We start from the raw sequence: 23,596 nt of genomic DNA, 5'->3' as shown, positions 1-23,596 counted from the left end.
TGCAGGACATCACCGACTCCTCCCGCAAAATCGGCGACATCATCGGCGTCATCGACTCCATCGCCTTCCAGACCAACATCCTCGCACTCAACGCCGCCGTCGAGGCCGCCCGCGCCGGCGAGCAGGGCCGCGGCTTTGCCGTCGTCGCCTCCGAAGTGCGCACCCTCGCGCAGCGCTCCGCCCAGGCCGCCAAGGAGATCAAGGCCCTCATCGGCGAGAGCGTCTCCAAGGTCGAGACCGGATCGCAGCTCGTGGGCGAGGCCGGCTCCACCATGGGAGAGATCGTCGAGCAGGCCCGCCGCGTCGCCGACCTGATCGCCGAGATCGGCGCGGCCACCCACGAGCAGGAACAAGGCATCTCCCAGGTCAGCGATGCCGTCAACCAGCTCGACCAGGTCACCCAGCAGAACGCCGCACTCGTCGAGGAATCCGCCGCCGCCGCCGACAGCCTCAACTCCCAGGCCGCCCGCCTCGTGCAGCTCGTCAGCGTCTTCCAGGTCGATGCCAACGCCTCGCAGGCCGTCATCGCCCAGGCACAGTCCCGCAGCCGCGACACCGCACGCGCAGCGTCCGCGGCGCTGCAGCACGCCAGGACCCCTGCCGCAAGCCCGCGCACCGCACCCGGCATCGCTGCCGCACCGGCGCAGGCCACGGCAGCAGGGGCCGCACGCCCCGCCCTGCCTCCGGCGCAGACCGCAGCCCCGGCACCCTCCCGGTCATCCAGCCAGAACAACGACGACTGGGAAACCTTCTGATGCCAGGCGGCCCGCACCGCTGAGCGCTGCGGGCCCTACCGCTGCAAAGCGCCCGCCTGTCGCCTGCGCCAGGCGGCGTCCACCGCCAGCATGCACAGCAGCGACAGCCCCAGCAGGGGCAGCAGCACGCCGGCCACGGCCATCATCCCGGCCACCACCCAGAGAGCGCGCGGCTGCGCCGGCAGCGGCGGCACGCCCAGCCCCCCGGACGGGCGGCGCTTCCACCACGCCACCGCACCCGCGACGCACAGCAGCACGATGCCGGCGCAGGCCACGGCCAGCACGATCTGGTTGGCCACCCCGTACTGCTGCCCCAGGTGGACGTTGATGCCCCACTCCAGCCCCTTCGCCACCGGCCCGTAGTCGGCATAGCCCATGTCGAGCAGCGGCCGGCCGCTGTACTGGTCCAGGTGCACCACCCGCTGCCGGCCGAGATCGGCCGGATAGGCCGAGGCGGTATAGACGCCGCCCGCGCCCTGCGGCGCAGCCACGCCGAAGCCTGGTGCCAGGCCCAGCCGCGTGAACACCGCCATCGCGGCGTCCAGGCCGATCGGCGGCACGGCCGGCAGGGCCTGCGGCCCGGCGGCAGGCCCTGCTGCGCCCTCTCCGCCGTGACCGGCGTGCTCCCCGGCCCCACCTCCATCGCCCACGTGTCCCTCATGGCCTGGATGCCCGCCATGCCCCCCGCTCCCGCCGGCCGCCATCGCGGCCGGCACGGCCGAGGCCACGGGCACGCGCGCCTGCTGCAGGCTCCACGGCACGGCCAGCGTGTCCGCCACGGGCACGGCCGACATCGGCACCTGCACGCGCACGCCGGCCGGATAGCCCCAGTGGCTGCCGTTCGCCCAGGCGTTCACCTGCGCGCCCCAGAACACCGACCAGGGCATGCCCGTCAGCGCCAGGAACACGAGGATCGCGCCCACGCCCAGGCCCAGCACCGCATGCAGGTCGCGCCAGAACACCCGCTCGGCCGGGCGACCGCGCACCGTCACCACGCCACCGCGGCGGCCACGCGGCCACCACAGGTACAGCCCCGTCGCCACCAGCACCACGGCCCAGCCCGCGGCCATCTCGATCACGCCGCGCGCCACCGGGCCGATCACCTTCAGGCTGTGCAGCCGCCGGATCTGCCAGGACAGCGTGCCCCGCTCCGGCAACTGCCCCAGCACCCGCGCCGAGCCCGGGTCCACGTACACCGCCACGCGCCGCCCGTCCGCGGTGGCGATGCCCACGTTCGCGCTGTCACCCGGCCCCGCGGCCGGCGTGTAGCGGAACCACTGCCCCGGCTGCACCGCCAGCGCCGCGGCCACCAGCGCGCTGGGCGGCCGGGCCGCGCCCGGTGGCACGGGCGTTTCCACACGCAGCAGATCGCGGTGGAACCACCCGTCGATCTCGCGCTGGAACAGGTAGGCCCCGCCGGTCACCGCCAGCCAGGCGAGGAACGGCAGCACCAGCAGCCCGGCGTAGAAATGCCAGCGCCACACCGCGCGGTACAGGCTCCCGGCGGTGATCGTGGCGGTGGCCTTGATGGTCGATGCCATGGTCAGAACCTCCATCCCAGGCTGACCGCGACGCTGCGGCCATCGCACGGCGAATAACCTGAAGAGCCGCTGTCATACCATGCATAGACATAGCGCCGGTTCGTCGCATTGCGCACCTGCACGCCCACATCCGCCGTGGGCGAGAGCTGCCAGGTGGCGCCCAGGTCCAGCAGCGCATGGCGCCCCGCGCGGCCCTGGGTGTTGGTGCGGTCCAGGTAATAGTCGCCCTGGGCCGTCACCGTGGCCGACAGGCGCAGCACCTCCGTGGCGCGCACCTGCAGGCCCGCGCTCGCCAGGTAGTGCGGCACGTTCTCCACCTCCCGTCCGGCGGTGTCCGGCGCGGACGGGTCGGGCACGGTGATGCGCGCCACCTGGTGCGAATAGGCGACCCAGCCCGTCCAGCGCTCGCCCAGGCGGGCATTGAGTTGCGCGTCCCAGCCCTTGCGCCGCGTGCGCCCCACGTTGCCCAGCCCGCCGGGATCGGGCAGCCCGTCCACGCCCAGCACGCGCGCCACCTCGCCCGATGCGCGCTGCTGCCACGCCGCCACGCGCGCCTCCCAGCCCGGTGCGGGCTGCCAGCGCACGCCCGTCTCCCAGCCGTCGTTGATCGACGGGCCCAGGTCGCGCGGCTGCGTGCGGTAGGCATCGATGCCCGTGCCCACCTGGAAGGTGCGGCCCGCATTGGCATACAGCGTCACGCCCTCGCGCGCCGTCCAGGCCACGCTCAGCTTGGGCTGCCGGATGGTGCCGTAGCCGTGCATGCCGTAGCGCTGCCCCGTCAGCCGGTCGGTGAAATCACCGCCCAGCCGGTCCACGCGCAGCGCCGGCACGATGCGCAGCGACGCCACCGGCTGCACCACCGCCTGCACGTAGGCTCCCTGCGTATGCACGTCGAAATCCCAGTCCCGGAACTGCGAAGTGCGCACGCGCCCGGCCGTGCGCCAGCGTTGCGCACCGTTGTCCTGCCACTGCGCATCCACCCCGCCTTCCAGCGTGAACGCGTGCGCCCAGGCCACGGCGGGCCGCCACGTCAGCACGCCCGACAGCCCGCGCTGGTTCTCGTCGTTGTCGCGCTCCTGCTGCACGCCGGCCTGCGAAAACCGCACCCAGCGCTGGTTCTCATAGTGGTTGGCGTAAGCGCGCGCCGTCCACGACAGGCGCTCGGCCACCTGCGCGTCCCAATGCAGGCCCAGTTGCCCTGTCTCGCGCGTGCTGCGGTCCGAGGCCGACCACGGCGGCGACCAGCGCGGCTGCGCAGCCGCCTGCTCGCGCGTCAGGTAGCCGGACTCATCCGCCGCGTTGCGAAAAGTGCGCGCAGTGAGGCCTGCGCGCCAGCCGCCGCCCGGATCGGTGTAGAACCACTTGCCCGACAGCGCGTGCTGCGTGCCCTCCGCATGGTCGCGCCAGCCATCGCCCGTGCGCCAGAACACGCCGTAGTTCTGGCTCCACGGCCCCGACTCGATGCCCTTGACCACCTGCAGGTCGCGCGTGCCGAAGCTGCCCGCCGTCAGCGTCGCGCGGCCCTCGTTGCCGCCCGTGCGGGTGATCACGTTCACATTGCCCGCGATGTTGTTCAGCCCGTAGCGCGGGTCGTTCGTGCCGCGCACCACCTCCACCGCCTCGATATCGAGCGGGAACACCGCATCCAGGAACGGCATGCCGCCCGCGTTGTCGTTCGACGGGATGCCGTCGATCAGCAGCTTGACCGCATTCACCCGGCCCTCGCCATTGAAGCCTCGGAAGGAGAAACGCCCTGCATCCACCCCTTGCCGGAACGGCGTGACCTGCACCCCGGGCGCGCGGCCCAGCAGCTCCCAGGTGTGGTCCACGCGGGCATCCTGCAGCACCTCGCCGCCCACGATGTCCACCGATGTGGAGACGCTGCGCGCCGGCAGCGCGCCCCCTGGGCCCTCGCGCACCTCCACCGTGCCCAGCGTGAGCGCGGGGCCGGCCTCCGATGGTGCGGAGGTTGCCGCCGTGCCATGGCTGCCGGCGGCCCCGGGCACGTCCTGCCCCCAGGCCGCCAGCGCAGGAAGGGCCGCCAGCGCGGCCGGCGCCGTGCGGCGCACGGCACGTCCCACGGCCGCAGGCCATGGAAGCCGGGAGACGGGAGACAACGAAGAAGGAAAAGAAAAACGAAAAGACAAACGGAAGCGACGACGACGAAGCCGGTCCATATCCACCTCGCGCAAGCGATGCCCGCCCGGCCCACGCGAGCGCGGACCGTGACGGGAAAAAAACGGGGAGACGAAAGGAGAAGGAAGACCTCTGCCGCGGCAGGCGGCCCCGAGGGGGCCTGGAAGCGCGGCAGCCCTGCCGGAAGAAGGCAGGCCGGTCAGGCCCGCTCCGGCGGCCCGCGCGCCGGCAGCGGCGCGCCCACCAGTGCCGCGAGGCGCGCGGCCTCCACGGGCTGCAGCACATGTGCCAGCGGCTGCCCCATCGGCACCGCCAGCACCACCGGCACGGGCGGCGGGGCCCCGGGCGCGAGGCACAGCGCGCAATCCAGTCCATGCTGGCCCATCTCGCGCAGGCCGCTGCCGTCGTCCCGCACGGCCACCAGCTTGGCGGCGCCTGCCGCATTGCAGACCACCTGCAGGCTCTGCGGGTGCAGCAGCGGCGACGCCGCGGCCATGCCGAAGGCGAGCATCCACCACGCCAGGACCAGCGGGGCCAGGCGGCGAAGGCGGAGCAGGAGGGAGGTCACCGGAACGGGGAGGGAAGATGCGAAGACGCCGGTGCGGTGCGCGCGCCGGCGGCCTGCATTATGCGGCGGCACAGGGTGTACGCGATATCGCGTACGCGGACTCCGGAGCACGCCGATAGAATTCCAGCCAGGGTGTCGTCACATGGGGTGCGGCAGGTGTAGCGAAGGTCGGGCCGCCTCGCGGATCACTGGCGGCCATCTCCCATGCACCCATCCATGGAGTCCATTGCGGCTCTCCTTTTCGGCATCGCATTGCTGCACACGTTCACCGCGAAGCAGTTCGAGCGCCTGTCCCACCGCTTTCCCAAGCACTCCGGCATCTTCCATTTCCTGGGCGAGGTCGAGGTCGTCTTCGGCCTGTGGGCGATCGTCCTCGTGGCCGTGATGGCCCTCGTCGCAGGCGGCTCCGCGGCCGTGGCATACGCGGAATCACGCAATTACACCGAGCCGCTCTTCGTGTTCGTCGTCATGGTGATGGCGGCGTCGCGGCCCATCCTGCAGACGATCAACGACCTGTTGGGGCGCGTGGCGCGCGCCATGCCGGTGGACACGCCGCTGGCGACCGCCTGGCTCGGGCTGGCCGTGGTCCCGCTGCTGGGCTCGCTCGTCACCGAGCCCGCTGCGATGACCATCGCGGCCCTCATGCTCTCGGGCCAGCTGTTCCGCAAGGACGTGCCCGAGGGCGCGAAGTATTTCGCCCTGGGCGTACTGTTCGTGAACGTCTCGATCGGGGGCACGCTCACCTCCTACGCTGCACCGCCGGTCCTGATGGTCGCGGCCACCTGGGGCTGGGACTCGTGGTTCATGCTGGCCCACTTCGGCTGGAAGTCCGCCCTGGCGGTGGCCGCCAACGCCACGCTCGCGGCCTTCGTGCTGCGCAGGCACCTCGTCCGCCCACCGGAGCCGGAACGCGGCGGATCGTCCCCCACCGTTCCCTGGCCGCTCGTGGCAGTGCACGTGGCGCTGCTGGCCGCGGTGATCGCCGCCGCGCACCACCCGGTCATCTTCCTGGGCCTGTTCCTGCTGTTCCTCGGCATCGCGCAGGCGTACCGGCAGCACCAGAACCGCCTGATCCTGAAAGAGGCGCTGCTCGTCGGCTTCTTCCTCGCCGGCCTCGTGGTGCTGGGCGGCATGCAGCAATGGTGGCTGCGGCCCATCGTCGAAGGGCTGGCGCCGGTGGTGCTGTTCTTCGGCGCGCTGGGCCTCACCGCCATCACCGACAACGCCGCCCTGACCTACCTCGGCTCGCTCATCGAAGGCATGACGGATGCGGCCAAGTACATGCTGGTGGCCGGCGCCGTGGCCGGCGGGGGGCTCACCGTGATCGCCAACGCACCCAACCCTGCCGGGGTCTCGCTCCTCAAGGGCGGGTTCCGGGATGAAACCGTCAGCGTGGGGGCGCTGCTGCTCGGCGCCCTCGTACCCACCGGGATAGCCGCTTCGGCGCTGCTCTTACTCTAGTCCGTTCCATTTTTTCAACCGCATGCCGGCAACGGCAGGGCGCAGCCTTGCCATTTTTCAACCTGAAAGGAGACGACGAGTGAAACTGAGAGACATCCACGACGTGATCGGAGGTGCCGCCATGGGCGTCATCGGCACAGGTTTCGCGGTCTATGGCCACGTCCACTACGCGATGGGCACCTCGGCCCGCATGGGCCCGGGCTACTTCCCGATCGTCCTGGGGTGGCTGCTGGCCGTGCTGGGCCTGCTGGTGGCCCTGCCGGCGCTCTGGCGGCAGGGCACGCCCATCGTCGTGCAGTGGAAGAACCTCGCCTTCTCGGTGGCCAGCCTGCTGGTCTTCGCGGTCCTGCTGCGCACCGGAGGAATCATCCTGGCCGCATTCACCGCGTCGCTGGTGGCGCTGGTGCCGGCGCCGATGCGCCTGCGCACGCGGTTCACCGTCTCGGCGGTGGTCGCGCTCATCACCGTACTGATCTTCGTCGTCGGCCTGCAAATGGTCCTGCCGACGTGGCCCTGGAGCATCTAGGAGACACCCCATGGAATTGCTTGACAACCTCTGGCTGGGATTGCGGGTCGCATCCGAACCCAGCACCCTCGCGTACTGCTTCTTCGGGGTGTTCCTCGGCACGCTGGTGGGCGTGCTGCCGGGCATCGGCGCGCTCGCGGCCATCTCGCTGCTGCTGCCGATCACCTACCACATCCCCCCCACGGCGGCGATCATCATGCTGGCCGGGGTCTATTACGGCGCCCAGTACGGCGGCTCCACAGCGGCGATCCTGCTGAACCTGCCCGGCACGCCATCGTCCGCGGTGACCTGCCTGGACGGCTACCCGATGGCCAGGAAGGGACGCTCGGGCCTCGCGCTGTTCGTCACCACCATCGCCTCGCTGGTCGGCGCGATGTCCGGGCTCATCCTGCTCGTGCTGTTCTCGCCGATGATCGCGGAGGTCGGCCTGAAGTTCGGGCCCGCCGAGTTCTTCTCCATGATGATCCTCGGCCTCGTGGCCGCATCGTCGATGAGCGGAGGCTCCGCCGCCAAGGGCCTCGCCATGGTGGTGTTCGGCATCCTGCTGGGCATGGTGGGCACCGACGTCAACACGGGCGTCGCGCGCTACAGCTTCGACATCCCCGAACTGATGGACGGCATCAACCTGGTCGCGCTGGCCATGGGCCTGTTCGGCGTGGCGGAAGTCGTGCGCTGCATCAACTCCACCGACACCGAGAAGCAGCCGGAGAAAATCACCATGCGCTCCATGGTGCCCACCCGGCAGGAAATGAAGGAGACCGTCAAGCCCATGATGCGCGGCTCCGCCCTGGGCGCAGCGCTGGGCGCACTGCCCGGCGTGGGCCCGTCCATCGCGGCCTTCATGTCGTACGCCGTCGAAAAGCGCGTGGCCAGGGACCCCAGCCGTTTCGGCCAGGGCGCCATCGAAGGCATCTCCGCGCCGGAATCGGCCAACAACGCGGCCGCGCAGACCGCCTTCGTGCCATCGCTGTCGCTGGGCATTCCGGGTGATGCGGTGATGGCCGTGATGCTGGGCGCGCTCATCATCCACGGCATCAACCCCGGGCCGATGCTGATGACGGAACAGCCGGAGCTCTTCTGGGGCCTGATCGTCAGCTTCGCGATCGGCAACATCATGCTGGTGCTGCTCAACATCCCCACCATCGGGCTGTGGGTGGCGCTGCTGCGCATCCCGTTCTCGTGGATGTACCCGGCCATCCTGGTGTTCGTCGCGCTGGGCGTGTACAGCGTGAACAACAACACCTTCGACATCTACATGGTCGCCCTGCTGGGCATCGTCGGCTACGCGCTGATGGTGCTGCGCTTCGAGCCCGCGCCGCTGCTGCTCGGCTACATCCTCGGGCCCATGGTCGAAGAGCACCTGCGCCGTGCCATGCTGCTGTCCCGCGGCGACCCGTCCGTCTTCGTCACCCGGCCGATCAGCGCCACCCTGCTGGCACTGGCCGGCGCGCTGCTCGCGTGGGCGATCTGGGGCACGGTGAAGAAGACGCTGAAGGCCCGCGAAGCGCTCCGGCTCGCCGAAGCCCGGGCGTGACCCGGCGTGCGCCCCGGCATCATCCGGGGCGCCATTCCTCCGCCAGGAATTCCACCAGCGCCCGCACCCGCGCCGGCACGAACCGCTGGCTCGGCAGCACCGCGTACACCGTGTAGGCCTGCCCCAGCCACCCGGGCAGCAGTTCCACCAGTTGCCCGCTGTCCAGGTGGGCCTGCACGTCCAGCCGCGACTTGTAGACGATGCCGCCCCCGGCCAGCGCCCAGGCGTGGGCCAGGGCTCCGTCGTCCACGCTGCGCTCGGCGCGCAGGGTGATGCCGACGGTCTCGGGCGGATGGCCAGGGGCGCGCTCGAAGGTCCAGCGCACCTCGCGCCGGCCCGCAATGGCCATGGCGATGCAGCGGTGCGCGGCCAGTTCCGACGGGTGCTGCGGGGTGCCGTGGCGCGCGAGGTACTCCGGCGCCGCGCAGGCGATGCGGCGCGTGCGGTGGAGCACGCGCGCCACCAACTGCGAATCCGGCAGCTCGGCGCTGTAGCGCAGGGCGAGGTCCACCGCATCGCGCCGCACGTCGTGCAGGCGGTCGCTGGCCGACAGCGCCAATTGCACACCCGGGTGCCGCTCCATAAACCGGTCGAAGCGCGGCAGCAGCACGCGCGACAGATCGGTGGGCGCAGCCAGACGCACGGTGCCGCGCAGCGCGCCGGTCTCGCTCTGCGCCAGGCCGGCCCCTTCGTCCAGCAACTCCAGCGCGCGTTCGGCGTACTCCAGCAGCGTGCCGCCCTGGGCCGTGATCCGCAGTGCGCGCGTGGAGCGCTCGAACAGGCGCACGCCCACCTGCGCCTCCAGCCGCTTGAGCATGGCGCTGGCGGCCGCGGGCGTCACGTCCAGCGCCCGCGCCGCGGCGGTGAGCGAGCCCCCGCGCGCCGCTTCCACCAGCACGCGCAGGTCGGAGAGATTTTCAAATTTCATTTGCAGGTGATAGCGGTTTATAGCGGCTTATCAACTGCATTTTGAATCACCAGAATCATGGCAACCCTTCCGTGGCGCCCTAACCGATCCCGGGCGATCCGCGCCAGGCCGTTGCCATCTCCCCTCAGAAAGGACTCCCCATGAAAGCCGTCGGCTATTTCACCCCCCATGCCCTCGATGCCGCTCCCGGCCAGGGCCTGCAGGACTTCTCCGATCTGCCCTCACCCGTGCCGCGCCCGCACGACCTGCTGGTGCGCGTGCGCGCCGTCTCCGTGAACCCCGTGGATACCAAGGTGCGCGCGAGCGCCGCGCCCACCGAGGCCGGCCAGCCCAAGGTGCTGGGCTGGGATGCGGTGGGCACCGTGGAGGCGCTGGGCGCCGAAGTGCGCGGCTTCGCCGTGGGCGACCGCGTGTTCTATGCGGGCGCCATCGACCGCCCCGGCACGAATGCCGAACTGCATGCGGTGGATGCGCGCATCGCCGCCCATGCGCCGGACACCTGGAGCGACGCCGAAGCCGCCGCCGTGCCGCTCACGGCGATCACGGCCTGGGAGCTGCTGTTCGACCGCCTGGGCGTCGCCCGCCACCCGCAAGCGGCGGACGGCCCGGTGGCGCCTGCGGCCGACGCCCCCGTGCTGCTGGTGGTGGGCGGCGCGGGCGGCGTGGGCTCGATGCTCATCCAGATCGCGCGCCAGCTCACCGGCCTGCGCGTGGTCGCCACCGCCTCGCGCCCGGAGACCCGCCAGTGGTGCCTGGACCTGGGCGCACATGCGGTCATCGACCACCGCGAACCCTTCGCGCCCCAACTCGCGGCCCTGGGCATCGAGGCCGTCGACGCGGTGGCCAGCCTCACCCACACGCCGCAGTACCTCGCGCAGTACGTGGAATGCCTGCGCCCGCAGGGCCGCATCGCGGTGATCGACGACATGCCCTCGCTCGACGTGATGCCGCTCAAGCGCAAGAGCATCTCGCTGCACTGGGAAATGATGTTCACGCGCCCGCTGTTCGGCACGCCCGACATGGCCGCCCAGGGCCAGTTGCTGGCTGAGGTGGCGGACCTCGCGCGCGCCGGCCGCCTGCGCAGCACGCTCACCGACACCCTGGGCCCGCTATCGGCCGCCACGCTGCGCGAGGCCCACGCCCGCATCGAGAGCGGCCGGACCATCGGAAAACTGGTCGTAACCCTCTGAGGCGGCGTGGAGGACGACGGCGCTACCATCGCCGGATGACCCACGCCGAAGCCCTCGCCACTCCCACCCGCGACCTGTTCCGCGAAGACGCCTACCTGCGCGAATGCCGCGCCACCGTGACCGCCGTGCTGCCCGAAGGCGGCATCGTGCTCGACCGTACGGTGTTCTACCCGCTGGGCGGCGGGCAGGCGGGCGATGCCGGGGTGCTGGTGCGGGCCGACGGGCGCGAGGTGCCCATCGCCGATACGCGCAAGGGCAAGGACGCAGAGGGCCAACCCACGGCCGCCATCGTGCATGTGCCGGCCCCGGGCACCGAGCCGCCCGCCGTGGGCGAGGAAGTCACCGCCCGCATCGACTGGGAGCGCCGCCACCGGCTGATGCGCTTCCACACCACCACGCACCTGCTGTGCCACCTGGTGGCCCAGCCCGTGAACGGCTGCTCGGTCACGCCCGACGCCGCGCGGCTGGATTTCCACATGGACGGCCCGCTGGACGCCGCCGCCCTGAATTCCGGCATCGCCCGCCTCGTGGCCGAGGCGCACCCTGTCACCATCGGCGCCATCACCGACGCCGAACTGGACGCCCGGCCCGACCTCGTCAAGAGCATGAGCGTGCAGCCGCCGCGCGGCAGCGGCCAGGTGCGCACGGTACGCGTGGGCAGCGAAGGCCAGGCACAGATCGACCTTCAGCCCTGCGGCGGCACCCACGTCTCCAACACCACCGAGATCGGCGCGGTGGTCGTCACCAAAATCGAGAAAAAAGGCGCCATGGCCCGCCGCGTGGTGCTCGGCTTCGCGGCCTGAGCCCGCATCCAGGAACCAACGCCGCCCGCGCCGCTCTCACCCGCGCCATGTCCGTCCGCCTCCTGCAGCGCCTGCTGCCGCCCCTCGCCCTCCTGGCTGCCTGCGCCCTGGCGGCTCCGGCCTCCGCCCAGTTGCTGTCCCAGCCCGCCGGCGGCGCCCCTGCCGGCACCGTGGCCGGCAGCAGCACCGTCACCACCCCGCACGTGCGCGCCGAGCTGGTGGCGCATGCGCCCGACGGCGTGGGCCCGGGCAAGCCGCTCTGGCTGGGCCTGTCGATCACGCACCAGCCCGAGTGGCACACCTACTGGAAGAACCCGGGCGACTCCGGCCTGCCCACGCAGATCGAATGGCGCCAGCTGCCGCCGGGCATCGACGCGGGCGAGATCGCCTGGCCCGTGCCACGCAAGATCCCCATCGGCACGCTGGCCAACTACGGCTACGAGGGCACGGTGCTGCTGCCCGTGCCCATGACCGTCTCCGGCGCGTTCTCGCCGGGCCCGCTGGCGCGCAACGCCACCTTCACCCTGCATGCCTCCTGGCTGGTCTGCCGCAAGGAATGCATTCCCGAAGAGGGCACCTTCACCCTGCAGGTGCCCATCGCCAGCACCACCGCCGGACAGGCGCAGGATTTCGAGGCGGCGCGCCAGGCCCATCCGCAGCCGCTGCCTCCCCCGGCCGCCGCGGCTGCCGGCGGCACCCGCAGCCATGCGAGGGTGGAACGCGGCATGCTGGTGCTCACCGTGGCCGGCCTGCCCGAAGCGGTGCGCGGCAAGCCGATGGACTTCTTCCCCGAAACGCCCGGCATCATCGAAACCGCCGATGACGGCACGCAGGACTGGCAGGGCGACGTCTGGACCGCGCGCGTGCCGCTCTCCGCCCAGCGCAGCGAAGGCCCCATGCCCCTGCCCGTCGTGCTCGCGCAGGGCGGCCGGGGGTGGCGCGCCGAACTCCCCGTGGAAGGCGGCTGGCCCCGCCCGGCCTCCATGGCCACGGTCTCGCCCGCCCTGGAGGCCGCCCTGCGCGCGAATGCGCAGCAGGCATCGGCACCGGCCCCGGTGGCGCCCGCCACCCCGGCCCCGGCCGGCGTCCTGGCGGCGGCGCTGCTGGGCGCCCTGCTCGGCGGACTGGTGCTCAACCTCATGCCCTGCGTGTTCCCGGTGCTCGCCATCAAGGTGGCCGGTTTTGCGCGCCACGGGCAGGACCGGCGCGCCCACCGCCTGGGCGGCATCGCCTACACGGCCGGCGTGGTGCTCTCCTTCCTGGCCCTGGGCGGCGCCATGCTGGCGCTGCGCGCGGCCGGCGAGGCCGTCGGCTGGGGCTTCCAGCTGCAGTCGCCCGCCGTGGTGGCGGTGCTGGCCGCGCTGTTCACGCTGATCGGCCTCAACCTCTCCGGCGTGTTCGAGTTCGGCCGCATGCTGCCCTCCTCCCTCGCAGGCCTGCAGGCGCGCCATCCCGTGGCCGATGCATTCCTGACCGGCGTGCTCGCCGTGGCCGTGGCTTCGCCTTGCACCGCTCCTTTCATGGGCGCCTCGGTCGGCCTCACGGCCACGCTGCCGGCCGCGCAGGCGCTGGCGGTGTTCGCGGCGCTCGGCATCGGCCTCGCCCTGCCCTACCTGGCCGCGAGCTGGGTGCCCGCCGTCGCCCGCGCCCTGCCCCGCCCCGGCGCCTGGATGGACACGCTGCGCCGCTTCCTCGCCTTCCCCATGTTCGCCACCGTCGTCTGGCTGGTCTGGGTGCTGGGCCAGCAAAGCGGCATCGACGGCGCCGCGGCCCTGCTGGCGCTGCTCGTCGCGCTCGGCATGGTCGTGTGGGCCTGCACGCTCGCGGGCCGCGCGCGCCTGGCGCTGGCGCCGCTCTCGCTGGCCGTGTTCGCGGCCCTGGCCGTGGCCGCTGTCCCGAAAATCACTGCGGCGGATCCTCCCGCGGCCATCTCTGCAGCAGCGGGCGCCCATCAAGGCAGGCCGGGCGCGGTGGGTGCATCGGCCTGGCAGCCCTGGCGCCCGGGCCTGGCAGAAGAACTGCTCGCCCAGGGCCGGCCCGTGTTCGTGGACTACACCGCCGCCTGGTGCGTCACCTGCCAGTTCAACAAGAAGACCACGCTCGCCAGCGACGCCGTGCTGCGCGAATTCGCCGGCCGCAACGTGGCCCTGCTGCGCGCCGACTGGACGCGCCGCGACCCCGCCATCACCGCCGCGCTGGCGCAGCTGGGGCGCAGCGGCGTGCCCGTCTATGTGCTGCAGGCGCCCGGCCGGCAGCCGGTGGTGTTCTCGGAGATCCTGGGGGAGAGGGAATTGCGCACGGCGCTGGCGGCGCTCTGAGGCCGGCAGCCCCCGGGCCGCTCGCCCCGGGCGCGGAGTACGTCCGCCGCGCTATCGGGCTGCGGCTTCCGTGGAGTGCCCCCTGCGCGGCGCCGCCTCCGGCTTGCCCACCTGCGCCATGCACACGTCCACCCACTGCACCACCTGCTGCACCGAGGGCGTGTCCGCCCCCATCAGCAGCCGGTAGATGATGGGCGCCACCACCGTGTCCAGCACGCAATCCACCGGCGGCGTCACCTGTCCGCGGGATCGCGCGCGCTCCACCATCGCCGTGATCTGCCCGGCCGTGATGTGCAGGCACTGGCAGGGCGCCGAGCCGTCGCCATAGCCACTGGCGGAGAGCACGTCCTTCAGCATCTGCCGGCCCGGGCCGGACGACATTTCCTCCAGGAACTGCTCGCCCCAGGCCAGCAGGTCGCCGCGGAAGCTGCCGGTGTCGGGCGGCTCGGCCTCGTCACGCATGCGCTCGATCGACACGTCCGCCAGCAACTCCGCCAGATCACCCCAGCGGCGGTAGATGGTGGACGGCGTGACGCCGGCCTGCGCCGCGATCTGCGGAATGGTGAGCGCATCGCGGCCGTGCAGCGCCGTCAGGTCGCGCACGGCCTGGTGCACGGCGGCCTGCACGCGGGCACTGCGCCCGCCGGGGCGCAATCGGGTGGCTACAGACGTCATGGTCATGGGGCGATTCTAGGAGAGGCCGGCTGTCTGGGCCTGCCGTAAAGCAAAGACTTTGCTTTAGTGAGAGAATCCACTAACGCAATTTTTTAGCGTTAAAGCCATGCCCACCGCCCTGTCCCCCGCCCCCTCGTCCCTGCCCCGGGCCTGGCCCGCTCGCCGCCTCGGGCCCGATGCCGCGCTGTGGCTCGCGGTGTCCGTGCTGATGATGTTCCTCGCCGCATCCAGCGCGCCATCGCCGCTCTATGCGATCTATCGCGAGATGTGGGGCTTCTCGGCCTTCAGCCTCACGGTGATCTTCTCCAGCTACGCGTTCGCGCTGCTCGCCGCGCTGCTGTGCTTCGGCGCGCTGTCGGACCATGTGGGACGGCGCAACGTCGTCATCGCGGCTCTGGCGCTGGAGTTCGTCTCGGTGGCGGCCTTCTGGCAGGCCGAATCGGTGGCCTGGCTGGTCGCGGCGCGAGTGCTGCAGGGCGTGGCCACGGGCATGGCCACCAGCGCGCTCAGCGCCCTGCTGGTGGACCTGCACCCCGTGCGCGGCCCGCTGATGAACAGCATGGCGCCCATGGTCGGCATGGCCATCGGCGCCCTCGGCACCAGCGTGCTGGTGCAGTACCTGCCCTCGCCCACCCATCTGGTGTTCGAGCTGCTGCTGGTGGTGATCGCGCTGCAGTGCGCCGCCGCCTTCTGGCTGCCCGAGACGGTGTCGCGCCGCCCCGGCGCCTGGCGATCGCTGGTGCCGCGCATGCACGTGCCGCACGCCGCGCGGGCCCCGCTGCTGCGCATCCTGCCGCTCAGCACCGCCGGCTGGGCGCTCGGCGGCTTCTACCTCTCGCTCGGCCCCTCGCTGGGCAAACTGGTCACGCACAGCGCCTCGCCGCTCGTGGGCGGCCTGCTGATCGCCGCGCTCGTGCTGCCCGGCGCCCTGGCCATCGGCGCCGTGCGCCAGCGCCCGCCGCGCGGCGTGCTGCAGGGCAGCGCCGCGGCGCTGGCACTGGGCCTGTCCATCACCCTGGCGGGCGTGGCCTGGCACAGCCCGGCAGCGTTTTTCGGGGGCACGCTGGTGGCGGGCCTGGGCTTCGGCGCCGGCTTCAACGCCGCCGTGCGCTGCCTGGTGCCCATGGCCTCCGCGCAGGACCGGGCCGGCCTGATGGCCAGCTTCTTCGTGCTGAGCTACCTCGCCTTCAGCCTGCCCGCCATCGCCGCCGGCCTGCTCACGGGGCTGTACGGGCTGCATGCCACGGCGCTGGGGTATGGCGCACTGCTGATCGCGTTGGCGGGCATGTCGGCGGTCAGCGCACGGCGTGCCTGATCGCCGGAGCGGAAAGGCGTCGCGGACGGGGCCACCGGCGCTGCAGCGCAATTGGCGCGTGGTAGGCTGTCGCTCATCCATAAAACAAGCTCCACAGGAGAAGACGGATGAGGGACGAGGGCCCCACGAAGGCGGATGTCAGCGCCGTGCTCAGCGACGTGCAGGTGCGCTATCAGGGCTGGATGCACGCGCAGAAGCTCATGGCGCCACTGCTGGCGCCGGATTTTTCCCCGTTCGATGCCCAGCGCAACCACGAGATAGACATCTCCCGGCACCTGGCCCTGCTGCTGGATCCGGAAGGCACGCACGGCCAGGGCCGGCTGTTCTGGGATGGCTTCGCGGCACTGGTGCTCAAGCAGCAGCACGCCCTGCAGCAGCCAGCGCCGCGGCAGGGAGCCACCGCCCGGGAAGAAACATCTCCTTCGCCTGAATTGCGAGCAACGCACCCGCCCATGGCGGCCACCTGGCTCGCGACAAGCCGTGTCAAGCAGGTCCAGCGGGAACATGGGACGAAGAACGGCCGCTTCATCGATCTGTACGTGCAACTGCAAGGCGGGTGCATCGGCATCGAAAACAAGCCCTGGCGGCACTCGCGCGACAGCAGGCAGCAGTTGCTCGACTACTGCGACCATCTCCAGGGGTTGCACGGCTCCTGGATGCTGATCTATCTGGGCCACCAAGCGCCAGATCCATCGAGCCTTCCCCCACAGGAGTGCGAGGAACACATACGCAGCGGGCATTTCGTCTATCTGCTCTGGCCCGAGGTGCTGGGATGGCTGCAGGACAGCCTGCCGCGCATCCAGGCACAGAAGGTGCGGTGGTTCGTCGAAGAACTCCGCAACCACCTCCAACGCCACATGGGCAACGATCTACCGGAAGCCGCCATGAACCACATCGCCGAAGCCTTCACGGCGAATCAACAAACCCTGGCCACCGCCTTCCAGGTGCGCGACAGCCTGGCCGAATGGCAAAAGCAGAAGCTGGCGCAATTGCAACGGCAACTGGATACGGCGACGAAAACCGCAGGCATCACCCTGCACTGGGGCGTATCGGACAACTTGCTGAAGGCATCCAAGCCCATGCCCTTCGCACTGGAACTCGGCTGGGGACCGGAGTTGCTGCTTTGCTTCGAATGGTGGCATCTTCAAGTGGATCCGGAAGAGTTTTACTGGGGTATCCATCTTTCCCCCGAACAAGCCGAGAAAACCCCGCGAAAGCTCATCGACGCCCTCAAGCGCCATGCAGCGGCAAAGTTCAAATTGCCGTCAGAAACGCCAGAAGATTCCTGGCCCTACTGGATGTATGTCCACAGCGATCCGCTCTTCGTCCCGGAGAGTGAATCAAAGCTCCATGGGAGCGGCGTGCAACACCCCTGGCTGACGCTGGACCAGCAGGAAGGCAACTTCGTTTCGCTGGTGATGCAGCGCCGCGAAGACCTGATCGACCTGCTGAAGCATCCGGACTTCGACGAACTCCATCGCATGCTCATGGGTGTCGAACGGACACGCGCGTAGCGCCTGCCACCGTCTCACCGCATCCGCTGCGCCCGGTGCCACACCGGCACCCACCACAGCGCCTGCACCGCCGCATACCCCGCCAACGCGAAACCCAGCGCCAGTAGCGGCAGCCCCACGGCCAGCGGTGCGCCCAATGCATGCATCCACGTGGCCATGGCCTCCATGCCGCCCGTGGCGGACCAGCCCTCCCAGGCCGGCAGCCGCTGCTCGCCCGGCAGCACCCAGGCGCCCACCTGGAAGGCCAGGGCATAGAGCGGCAGCGTGGTCAGGGGGTTCGTGTAGAGCGTGGCCGCGGCACCGGCCACTGCATTGCCGCGCAATGCGGCACATGCAGCGATCGCAGCCGGTATCTGCAGCGGCCCGGGGATCAGCCCGCAGAACAGCCCCGCTGCCGCGCCCCGCGCCAGCGCCTCGCGGCGCAGGCACAGCAGCTGGCGCCGCTCCAGCCAGGGGCGCAGCCGCGCGAGGGACGGCCGCTCCATCAGCGCGCGGGTGGCCGGCTCCTGGCGGCGCAACCAACGGCGCACGCCGGTCAGGGCCGCCAGCAGGCGCACGTCGCGGCGCTCGTTGCCGCCGCGCCAGCTCAGGAACGTGGTCAGCGCGAACGCGGCCAGCAGGGTGGCCATCACGGCCTCGGTCATCGTCAGATCCATGGTGTCGGTCTTTCCCGTTCAGGCCGGCCTCAGGCGCCCTTGCCCGGCAGCGCGGGGGGCGTACCGCCACCACCACCGCCGTCCTTGCCGCGCGACGTCCAGAGCGACGCCACGATCGAGCCGGCGATCAGCGCGCCCGTCACCAGCAGCGCATAGCCGATCGGGATCTTGTAGAGGTCGATCAGCAGCATCTTCGCGCCGATGAACACCAGCACCATCGCCAGGCCGTAGGCCAGCAGGTGGAAGCGGTCCGCCAGGTCGGCCAGCAGGAAGTACAGCGCGCGCAGGCCCAGGATCGCGAAGATGTTGGCCGTGAGCACGATGAACGGATCGCTCGTGATCGCGAAGATCGCCGGGATGCTGTCCACCGCGAAGATCACGTCCGTCACGCCGATCATGATCAGCACCACGAACAGCGGGGTGAACAGTTTCACGCCACCCACCACCGTGGTCATCTTCTCGCCGTCGAACGAATCCGACATGCGGATGCGCTTGCGCAGGAATTTCAGCACCGGGTTGGTGGAGATGTCCGGCTCCTGCCCCGCGGCGATCCACATCTTCACGCCCGTGATGACCAGGAACGCGCCGAACACGTACAGCAGCCAGTGGAACGTGGCCAGCAGCCAGGCGCCCGCCAGGATCAGCACCGTGCGCAGCACGATCGCGCCGATGATGCCGATGATCAGCGCGCGCTTCTGGTACTCCGCCGGCACGGCGAAGTAGCTGAAGATCATCAGGAAGACGAAGATGTTGTCCACCGACAGGCTTTTCTCGACGAGGTAGCCGGTGATGAACTGCATCGATACCGTGTTGGCCACCTCCCGGCCCTGCGAGCCGTCCAGGTACCACCAGAGGATGGCGACAAACACGAACGCCAGCGAGAACCACAGCACGCTCCACTTGAGCGCCTCTTTCATGGTCACCTTGTGCGCGCCCTGGCGCTCCATGACCAGCAGGTCGATGGCGATCGCCACGACCACGAACAGGCCGAAGCCGGCCCACATCCAGGGGGTTCCGATGGTTTCCACCATGGTGTCAGCCCTCCCGGCGCACGCGGCGCGTCGTGGCCGTGGTCAGCGGCAGGAGCGAAAACGCAAAAACGCCGGGCCCGGCTGGCTCGGCGCCCGGCGGTGCGGCATGCGGCACCAGAAGAAGTCGGGTGGTGGTCATGATGGAGGGCAATCGAAGTGGAGACAAAAAAGAGGGAATGCGAACCCGCACTGTCGGGCCTGCGGATCCGGAAAGGAAGATAGCCCGGCCGTAAGATCACTTCGGTTTTTGCGAACTGTTTCGCTTCCTTGTCCTACAAAAAATGAGCCAGAGCTTCAACTACCGGCACCTGTACTACTTCTGGGTGGTCGCCAAGGAAGGCGGCGTGGCCCGCGCCGCCGAGCGCCTGGACATGGCCGTGCAGACCATCAGCGCCCAGGTGCGCTCCCTGGAGAAGGACCTGGGCACCGCCCTGCTGCGCGCCGAGGGCCGCAACCTCGTGCTCACCGACGCGGGCGTGGCCGCCATGCACGAGGCCGACCAGATCTTCGCGCTGGGCGAGCAACTGCAGCACCGCGTGGCCGAAGCCGCCACCGGCCGCATCCTGCGGCTGAACCTGGGGATTTCCGACGGCATCGCCAAGGTGGCCGTGCACCGCCTGCTCACCCCCGTGCTGGACGCACCCCATCTGCGCCTGCTGTGCCACGAGGGCGAATTCCAGCCCCTGCTGGGCGAACTCGCCCTGCACAAGCTCGACGCCGTGCTGGCCGACCGCCCCGCCCCGCCCAACCCGGCCCTGAAGACCACCAGCCAGTTGCTGGGCACCAGCCCCATCGCCTGGTATGCGCCGCCCCAGTGGGCCAAGGCGGCGGCCCATCAGTTCCCCCAGAGCCTCGCCGTCGTGCCCGTGTTGCTACCGACCGAACACGCCGCCGCGCGGGCGCGCATCGACCACTGGCTGGAGCGGGAACGCATCCGGCCGCGGATTGCGGGGGAATTCGAGGACAGCGCCCTGCTCGCCACGTTTGCGAGCACCGGGATGGGCGTGATGCCTGCGCCGGAGTCGATGGGCGAGCACCTGGCGCGCACGCACGGGCTGGTGGCGGTGGGGACGACGGCGGACGTGCAGGAGCAGTTTCACCTGATCTTCAGTGCGAGGAAGGTGATGCATCCGCTGGTGGTGCGGTTGGTGGAGGGGGGAAAATTAGATTGAGCCACTCGCACCGAAATCGAAAAACTTTATTCAGCCTAATAGTCGTTGGAGCCTCAATTTGACCGACAATTTAGACCCAAATATCAGCACATACTTTCAAGCGATTGAAAAATGGCGATCAGCATATCCAATAATAAGATTTAACATAATTGGCATACGCCGCGAAAACACTTTGGAGATAGTTTCAGCCCGTATTATATTTGAAGTAGCAAATGATCAAAAAATCAAACCTGCGTTTCACGCCGCTAAACTTGAGGCTCATCAAGTTTTATTAAATCCCTTAGAAATTGATGCCCAGGAATTGACTCGCCGCCTCACGTCCGCCACCGGATTCCACATCGCTGGCTTGGGTTGCATAAGATTGCCATGCACCAGCCAAGTCGGAGTTTTTGTCGCTCCACCCGCACTACTCCATCCTGAAGGATTGAATACTGGGAATAGGTTGGCGGTGCTATCCATCAGTGGCGGAAGAATAGTTGAACTCCTACCGCAACCAACTACAGACTGGCAACTTAAGGCAGCAGATGTTCCTTATGACTCCGTGCAGGAGTTAGCCGCCGAATATGGCCTAAGTGCCATGCTTAACGAGCGGTCATTGCTCGAAATAGTTGCATTCACTGCAATCCAAGTACTTGCTGAATCGTCAGTTATTGGTACGCAGGCAGATGCCGGAGTTTTTATGGCGAGATCGCTTGAGCGCTCTCACGCAAAGCTTGGTTACCGAGTATTGCATCAAGGTAAGGTGGTAGAGCGCGGCGTCATCAAAGGCTCCGACTTAAATTGGATCGAACGAGATATTGCAGCAGTAGGCACAGGAAAATTTAATGTTCCCACAGGAGCTGTGGTTCAACTCATAGCATCTTACGCTGGAGAAACTCACCACGTCCAATGGCGCACCGATCCAAAAACCTTCCTTAACCCCCGAAGGGCGATTATCTCAATAGTTGATCCATCTGATTCTCAGATGCAGAACTATCTACATCCTGAAATAAATGCAAGAGGCAAAGCTTCTGAAGATTTCGAGGCCGCTGTCGCGTGGCTCTTATGGGGGCTAGGCTTTTCCACCGCATTATTTGGCACAAATCCGAAGACTCGAGACGCCTTCGATATAATAGCAACCACACCGCGCGGAGACTTTTTAGTAGTGGAGTGCACCATAGGATTACTGCGAGCGGACGGAAAGCTTTCCAAGCTGGCGGCACGCACTGCAAAAGTCCGAGATTCGTTGGCCGCATCTAATATGCAGCATTTACAGGTGTTGCCAGCAATTTTCACAGCGATGACCAGCGACCAAATTGCCGCAGATTCTTCTCAGGCCGCAGATTTGGGAGTATTAGTTATCACTCACGAGGATCTCCAGCGGATGCAAAAAGAATTATTTATCTTTCCAGATGCCAACGCTTTTTTTGATCAGAGCCTCCGTAATGTGCTAGATCGCCAGTCCGCAAGTAATGCACAAAAGCGGTCAAACTAGAACGCAATACAAGACGATCACTCAACCACAAGCGATTGGAAATGACCAATGAATTGCGATCATTTTCAAGAGCCTTAAACCCCAGCCCAGTCATGGCGACCAAGAATGCGCCACAGATCCGGTGGTTCTGCGACGACCTCCGGCACCGCTCCAGTTCCCGATGCACCGTGGTCCCAGTGGCAGAGCTTTGCCCGCCGGCCGTTCTCATAAACCAGCTCAACGGGCAGCGTTTCAGGAATCCAGGCACCAAGCAGCCCCGCATGCTCTTCGAGATCCATCCACACATGGGTTTCATTCGGCGGCGCCAGGCTAGCCCGCGCATCGAAAGCCGGCAATGCCTGGCGGCACTTTTCGCACCAGCCTGCGGCACCCACCAGCACGATCAGCTTCGCACCGGGCAGGGCAAGGCGCTCGGCGATGCGAGCCGCGTCATCCCAGGGATCCAGCCGCATCGGTAATGCTCCTTCGTCGTTCGCTGCTCTGCATCGTCCACTTCAGCCGAATGCGGAATCCATCCATTGCCACTGACGAGGCGCGGGATCCCGGGGTGAGAACGGCTGCACACCATCCACGGCCAGGTCCAGGTGCCTGGCGGCAATCCATCGCAGCGCTTGCGGTCCGCTCCGCAGGATCTCTTTCACGTGCTCGCCTTCCAGCGGCTTGCCCATGAGGTGCGGCACATGGGCGGGCAAGCGGATGCCTGCCGCAGCGACCCGCGCTCCATCGGGCTCGGGCAGGCCGGCGTCCCTGGCATCCGTGGCGGGGGCGCTGCCATCGTCCTTTTTCGGCGGATGCACCCAGCCCTGGCCCTGCAGGTCCACGCCGGACAGCATGCTCCACACCCAGCCGGCGAAACGCGCCATTACCGGATCGGCCATACGCTGCTCCACCCAGGGCAGATAGCAGGCGTCCGCATGGTGGAGCACGAACCACAACCCCAGCCGGGACGGCAGCAATTCCAGCAGCCGCGCCACGCCGGGGTGCCCCAGCGGAGCGGCCATGGCCAACTCTTTCACCCAGCGCGTGAGCCGATGTTCGGCACGGTGACGGTACCAGCCCGACAGCGTCGGCAGGGACTGCGCCAGCGCATGGCAGGCCAGCCACAGGACTTCCACGCCCCGCATGCGGCCATCCGGATGCGGCGGCGCTCCTTCTGCGGTAGCGGTGGTGGGCGCACCCAAGAGCCCGATCGCAGCCTCTGCACGCACTTTCACCTCGGGATCCTGCAGCATCGCCGGCAATCGCACGGCATCCCATACCGCAGCGAACCGGCAGGCCGCGGCGCGCAAGTGGGCATCCGGCGCAGACAGTGCGGCGGGCAGCAACCCTTTGAAATGCAGCCCATCCGCGTCCCCCACGCCGCGCCCGCGCAAGGCCAGCGCGCGCCAGCATGCGACCTGCAGCGGTACGGGTACGCCATCGCCGTGACCAAGCCAGTGCCGCAACCACACCAGCGCAGGCGCGGGGTCCTCGTGCCATGCCAGAGCCGACACCAGGCCGCGCAGCGTGCGCTCGGGCCGCGCACTCGCAATGGCCCACATGCCCGACAGCCAATCCCCGCAGGCCGGGGACTCGAGCGCGAGCAGCGTGGTGACGAATACCTCTGGCGCGCCATGCCAGCGCTTCAGTTCGCTGAGCGCTGCGGCCCAACCGGCATCGCCAGCCACTCGCAATCCGTCCAGGTGGGCATCCAGCAGCCGGCCGTACTCCAGGATCTGCGGCAGGCCCACCAGCGGCGCACCCAGGGCCGCATCGTGCTGCTGCCAGTAGAACGCTGCATCGCCCGCATGCCGGGCCACCAGCGCGGGAATCGCGGGCGCTGGCGCAGGCCGCACCACGGCGTCCATCACAGAATCCGCTGCCATTCGCGCCCGTTGTACACCGTGGCTCCATACATGCCGGCCAGCAGCATCACGCCATCGCCCACCGACAGGTTGCCCGAGCAGGAAGTCACCTCAGGCGGAACGTCTGCCTCCTTGAGCTTGCCGTTTTCGATGAC

Annotated in this window: 21 protein-coding genes; 11 read left to right on the top strand and 10 right to left on the bottom strand. The window is 68.9% G+C overall.

The annotated features are described in order from the left end of the window. The coding region (locus T336_RS0121810; RefSeq protein ID WP_026434110.1) for a methyl-accepting chemotaxis protein at positions 1-755 on the top strand (755 nt) is incomplete at its 5' end. 35 nt (positions 756-790) lie between these two features. Here T336_RS0121810 and T336_RS0121805 read toward each other — a convergent pair. From T336_RS0121805 to T336_RS0121795, 3 genes are all read right to left on the bottom strand, one after another. Beyond that, positions 791-2,296 carry a PepSY-associated TM helix domain-containing protein gene (locus T336_RS0121805; RefSeq protein WP_035226896.1) on the bottom strand — a complete coding sequence of 502 codons (1,506 nt, stop codon included), beginning with the start codon at positions 2,294-2,296 and terminating at the stop codon, positions 791-793. A gap of 2 nt (positions 2,297-2,298) precedes the next feature. Next, positions 2,299-4,377, bottom strand: a complete 2,079-nt coding sequence (locus T336_RS0121800) for a TonB-dependent receptor (protein ID WP_156957922.1) — start codon at positions 4,375-4,377, stop codon at positions 2,299-2,301. A gap of 254 nt (positions 4,378-4,631) precedes the next feature. Continuing rightward, complete coding sequence (locus T336_RS0121795) at positions 4,632-5,000, bottom strand: DUF2946 family protein (RefSeq protein WP_084151499.1); 369 nt, start codon at positions 4,998-5,000, stop codon at positions 4,632-4,634. A 204-nt stretch (positions 5,001-5,204) separates the two neighbouring features. Between T336_RS0121795 and T336_RS0121790 the strand changes: the two genes are divergently transcribed. From T336_RS0121790 to T336_RS0121780, 3 genes are all read left to right on the top strand, one after another. Then, on the top strand, positions 5,205-6,461 hold the full coding sequence (locus T336_RS0121790) for a putative Na+/H+ antiporter (protein ID WP_026434106.1): 1,257 nt from the start codon (positions 5,205-5,207) through the stop codon (positions 6,459-6,461). A gap of 79 nt (positions 6,462-6,540) precedes the next feature. Next, positions 6,541-6,987, top strand: coding sequence for a tripartite tricarboxylate transporter TctB family protein (locus T336_RS0121785; RefSeq protein ID WP_019701726.1), 447 nt, complete (start codon positions 6,541-6,543; stop codon positions 6,985-6,987). Between the two features lie 10 nt (positions 6,988-6,997). Beyond that, positions 6,998-8,521 (top strand): tripartite tricarboxylate transporter permease, encoded by a 1,524-nt coding sequence (locus T336_RS0121780; protein WP_026434105.1) that lies wholly within the window; start codon positions 6,998-7,000, stop codon positions 8,519-8,521. 19 nt (positions 8,522-8,540) lie between these two features. Here T336_RS0121780 and T336_RS0121775 read toward each other — a convergent pair whose 3' ends face one another. After that, positions 8,541-9,449, bottom strand: coding sequence for a LysR family transcriptional regulator (locus T336_RS0121775; RefSeq protein WP_026434104.1), 909 nt, complete (start codon positions 9,447-9,449; stop codon positions 8,541-8,543). Between the two features lie 140 nt (positions 9,450-9,589). Between T336_RS0121775 and T336_RS0121770 the strand changes: the two genes are divergently transcribed. The 3 genes from T336_RS0121770 to T336_RS0121760 are packed head-to-tail and all read left to right on the top strand — an operon-like array spanning position 9,590 to position 13,760. Further along, on the top strand, positions 9,590-10,639 hold the full coding sequence (locus tag T336_RS0121770) for a zinc-binding alcohol dehydrogenase family protein (RefSeq protein ID WP_026434103.1): 1,050 nt from the start codon (positions 9,590-9,592) through the stop codon (positions 10,637-10,639). Positions 10,640-10,674: 35 nt separating this feature from the next. Beyond that, positions 10,675-11,442, top strand: a complete 768-nt coding sequence (locus T336_RS0121765) for an alanyl-tRNA editing protein (RefSeq protein ID WP_026434102.1) — start codon at positions 10,675-10,677, stop codon at positions 11,440-11,442. Positions 11,443-11,489: 47 nt separating this feature from the next. Next, complete coding sequence (locus tag T336_RS0121760; protein WP_026434101.1) at positions 11,490-13,760, top strand: protein-disulfide reductase DsbD family protein; 2,271 nt, start codon at positions 11,490-11,492, stop codon at positions 13,758-13,760. Positions 13,761-13,811: 51 nt separating this feature from the next. Here the strand turns inward: T336_RS0121760 and T336_RS0121755 are convergent, their stop codons facing one another. Continuing rightward, entirely contained in the window at positions 13,812-14,441 is a 630-nt protein-coding gene (locus tag T336_RS0121755; protein ID WP_026434100.1) for a TetR/AcrR family transcriptional regulator, read from the bottom strand. Between the two features lie 100 nt (positions 14,442-14,541). Between T336_RS0121755 and T336_RS0121750 the strand changes: the two genes are divergently transcribed. Both T336_RS0121750 and T336_RS0121745 read left to right on the top strand, forming a co-directional pair. Then, entirely contained in the window at positions 14,542-15,750 is a 1,209-nt protein-coding gene (locus T336_RS0121750) for an MFS transporter (protein ID WP_019703281.1), read from the top strand. A 107-nt stretch (positions 15,751-15,857) separates the two neighbouring features. After that, the gene (locus tag T336_RS0121745) at positions 15,858-17,264 is read left to right on the top strand and encodes a PDDEXK-like family protein (RefSeq protein ID WP_026434099.1); all 1,407 of its coding nucleotides are present in this window, start codon (positions 15,858-15,860) and stop codon (positions 17,262-17,264) included. 14 nt (positions 17,265-17,278) lie between these two features. Here the strand turns inward: T336_RS0121745 and T336_RS0121740 are convergent, their stop codons facing one another. From T336_RS0121740 to T336_RS27535, 3 genes are read right to left on the bottom strand one after another with little or no spacing between them, the layout of a single operon-like run. Further along, positions 17,279-17,920 carry a DUF2062 domain-containing protein gene (locus tag T336_RS0121740; RefSeq protein ID WP_244884008.1) on the bottom strand — a complete coding sequence of 214 codons (642 nt, stop codon included), beginning with the start codon at positions 17,918-17,920 and terminating at the stop codon, positions 17,279-17,281. 29 nt (positions 17,921-17,949) lie between these two features. After that, entirely contained in the window at positions 17,950-18,951 is a 1,002-nt protein-coding gene (locus T336_RS0121735) for a TerC family protein (RefSeq protein ID WP_209435993.1), read from the bottom strand. Between the two features lie 4 nt (positions 18,952-18,955). Further along, positions 18,956-19,090, bottom strand: coding sequence for a hypothetical protein (locus tag T336_RS27535; RefSeq protein ID WP_269321410.1), 135 nt, complete (start codon positions 19,088-19,090; stop codon positions 18,956-18,958). Positions 19,091-19,232: 142 nt separating this feature from the next. Here T336_RS27535 and T336_RS0121730 point away from each other — a divergent pair, with 142 nt between their 5' ends. Both T336_RS0121730 and T336_RS26855 read left to right on the top strand, forming a co-directional pair. Continuing rightward, positions 19,233-20,123, top strand: a complete 891-nt coding sequence (locus T336_RS0121730) for a LysR family transcriptional regulator (RefSeq protein WP_026434096.1) — start codon at positions 19,233-19,235, stop codon at positions 20,121-20,123. 58 nt (positions 20,124-20,181) lie between these two features. Continuing rightward, a complete protein-coding gene (locus tag T336_RS26855) occupies positions 20,182-21,597 on the top strand; it encodes a hypothetical protein (RefSeq protein ID WP_156957921.1) in 1,416 nt (471 codons plus the stop codon). A 74-nt stretch (positions 21,598-21,671) separates the two neighbouring features. Here the strand turns inward: T336_RS26855 and T336_RS26850 are convergent, their stop codons facing one another. Together T336_RS26850 and T336_RS0121720 are read right to left on the bottom strand one after the other, a co-directional pair. Beyond that, positions 21,672-22,049, bottom strand: a complete 378-nt coding sequence (locus T336_RS26850) for a thioredoxin (RefSeq protein ID WP_156957920.1) — start codon at positions 22,047-22,049, stop codon at positions 21,672-21,674. A gap of 42 nt (positions 22,050-22,091) precedes the next feature. Then, entirely contained in the window at positions 22,092-23,462 is a 1,371-nt protein-coding gene (locus T336_RS0121720) for a hypothetical protein (RefSeq protein ID WP_156957919.1), read from the bottom strand. Positions 23,463-23,596: the final 134 nt, after the last annotated feature.

Origin of the sequence: Paracidovorax oryzae ATCC 19882, from assembly GCF_000687165.1 — a bacterium.
Lineage (GTDB): Bacteria > Pseudomonadota > Gammaproteobacteria > Burkholderiales > Burkholderiaceae_C > Paracidovorax > Paracidovorax oryzae.
This window is presented reverse-complemented; position numbering and strand designations above follow the sequence as displayed.

What these genes read in the sequence shown, in the direction of transcription:
- T336_RS0121805 (WP_035226896.1), bottom strand. Translation starts at nt 2,296, where the DNA reads ATGGCATCGACCATCAAGGCCACCGCCACGATCACCGCCGGGAGCCTG.
- T336_RS0121790 (WP_026434106.1), top strand. Translation starts at nt 5,205, where the DNA reads ATGCACCCATCCATGGAGTCCATTGCGGCTCTCCTTTTCGGCATCGCA.
- T336_RS0121780 (WP_026434105.1), top strand. Translation starts at nt 6,998, where the DNA reads ATGGAATTGCTTGACAACCTCTGGCTGGGATTGCGGGTCGCATCCGAA.
- T336_RS0121775 (WP_026434104.1), bottom strand. Translation starts at nt 9,449, where the DNA reads ATGAAATTTGAAAATCTCTCCGACCTGCGCGTGCTGGTGGAAGCGGCG.
- T336_RS0121770 (WP_026434103.1), top strand. Translation starts at nt 9,590, where the DNA reads ATGAAAGCCGTCGGCTATTTCACCCCCCATGCCCTCGATGCCGCTCCC.
- T336_RS0121765 (WP_026434102.1), top strand. Translation starts at nt 10,675, where the DNA reads ATGACCCACGCCGAAGCCCTCGCCACTCCCACCCGCGACCTGTTCCGC.
- T336_RS0121760 (WP_026434101.1), top strand. Translation starts at nt 11,490, where the DNA reads ATGTCCGTCCGCCTCCTGCAGCGCCTGCTGCCGCCCCTCGCCCTCCTG.
- T336_RS0121755 (WP_026434100.1), bottom strand. Translation starts at nt 14,441, where the DNA reads ATGACCATGACGTCTGTAGCCACCCGATTGCGCCCCGGCGGGCGCAGT.
- T336_RS0121750 (WP_019703281.1), top strand. Translation starts at nt 14,542, where the DNA reads ATGCCCACCGCCCTGTCCCCCGCCCCCTCGTCCCTGCCCCGGGCCTGG.
- T336_RS0121745 (WP_026434099.1), top strand. Translation starts at nt 15,858, where the DNA reads ATGAGGGACGAGGGCCCCACGAAGGCGGATGTCAGCGCCGTGCTCAGC.
- T336_RS0121740 (WP_244884008.1), bottom strand. Translation starts at nt 17,920, where the DNA reads ATGGATCTGACGATGACCGAGGCCGTGATGGCCACCCTGCTGGCCGCG.
- T336_RS0121735 (WP_209435993.1), bottom strand. Translation starts at nt 18,951, where the DNA reads ATGGTGGAAACCATCGGAACCCCCTGGATGTGGGCCGGCTTCGGCCTG.
- T336_RS27535 (WP_269321410.1), bottom strand. Translation starts at nt 19,090, where the DNA reads ATGACCACCACCCGACTTCTTCTGGTGCCGCATGCCGCACCGCCGGGC.
- T336_RS0121730 (WP_026434096.1), top strand. Translation starts at nt 19,233, where the DNA reads ATGAGCCAGAGCTTCAACTACCGGCACCTGTACTACTTCTGGGTGGTC.
- T336_RS26850 (WP_156957920.1), bottom strand. Translation starts at nt 22,049, where the DNA reads ATGCGGCTGGATCCCTGGGATGACGCGGCTCGCATCGCCGAGCGCCTT.
- T336_RS0121720 (WP_156957919.1), bottom strand. Translation starts at nt 23,462, where the DNA reads ATGGCAGCGGATTCTGTGATGGACGCCGTGGTGCGGCCTGCGCCAGCG.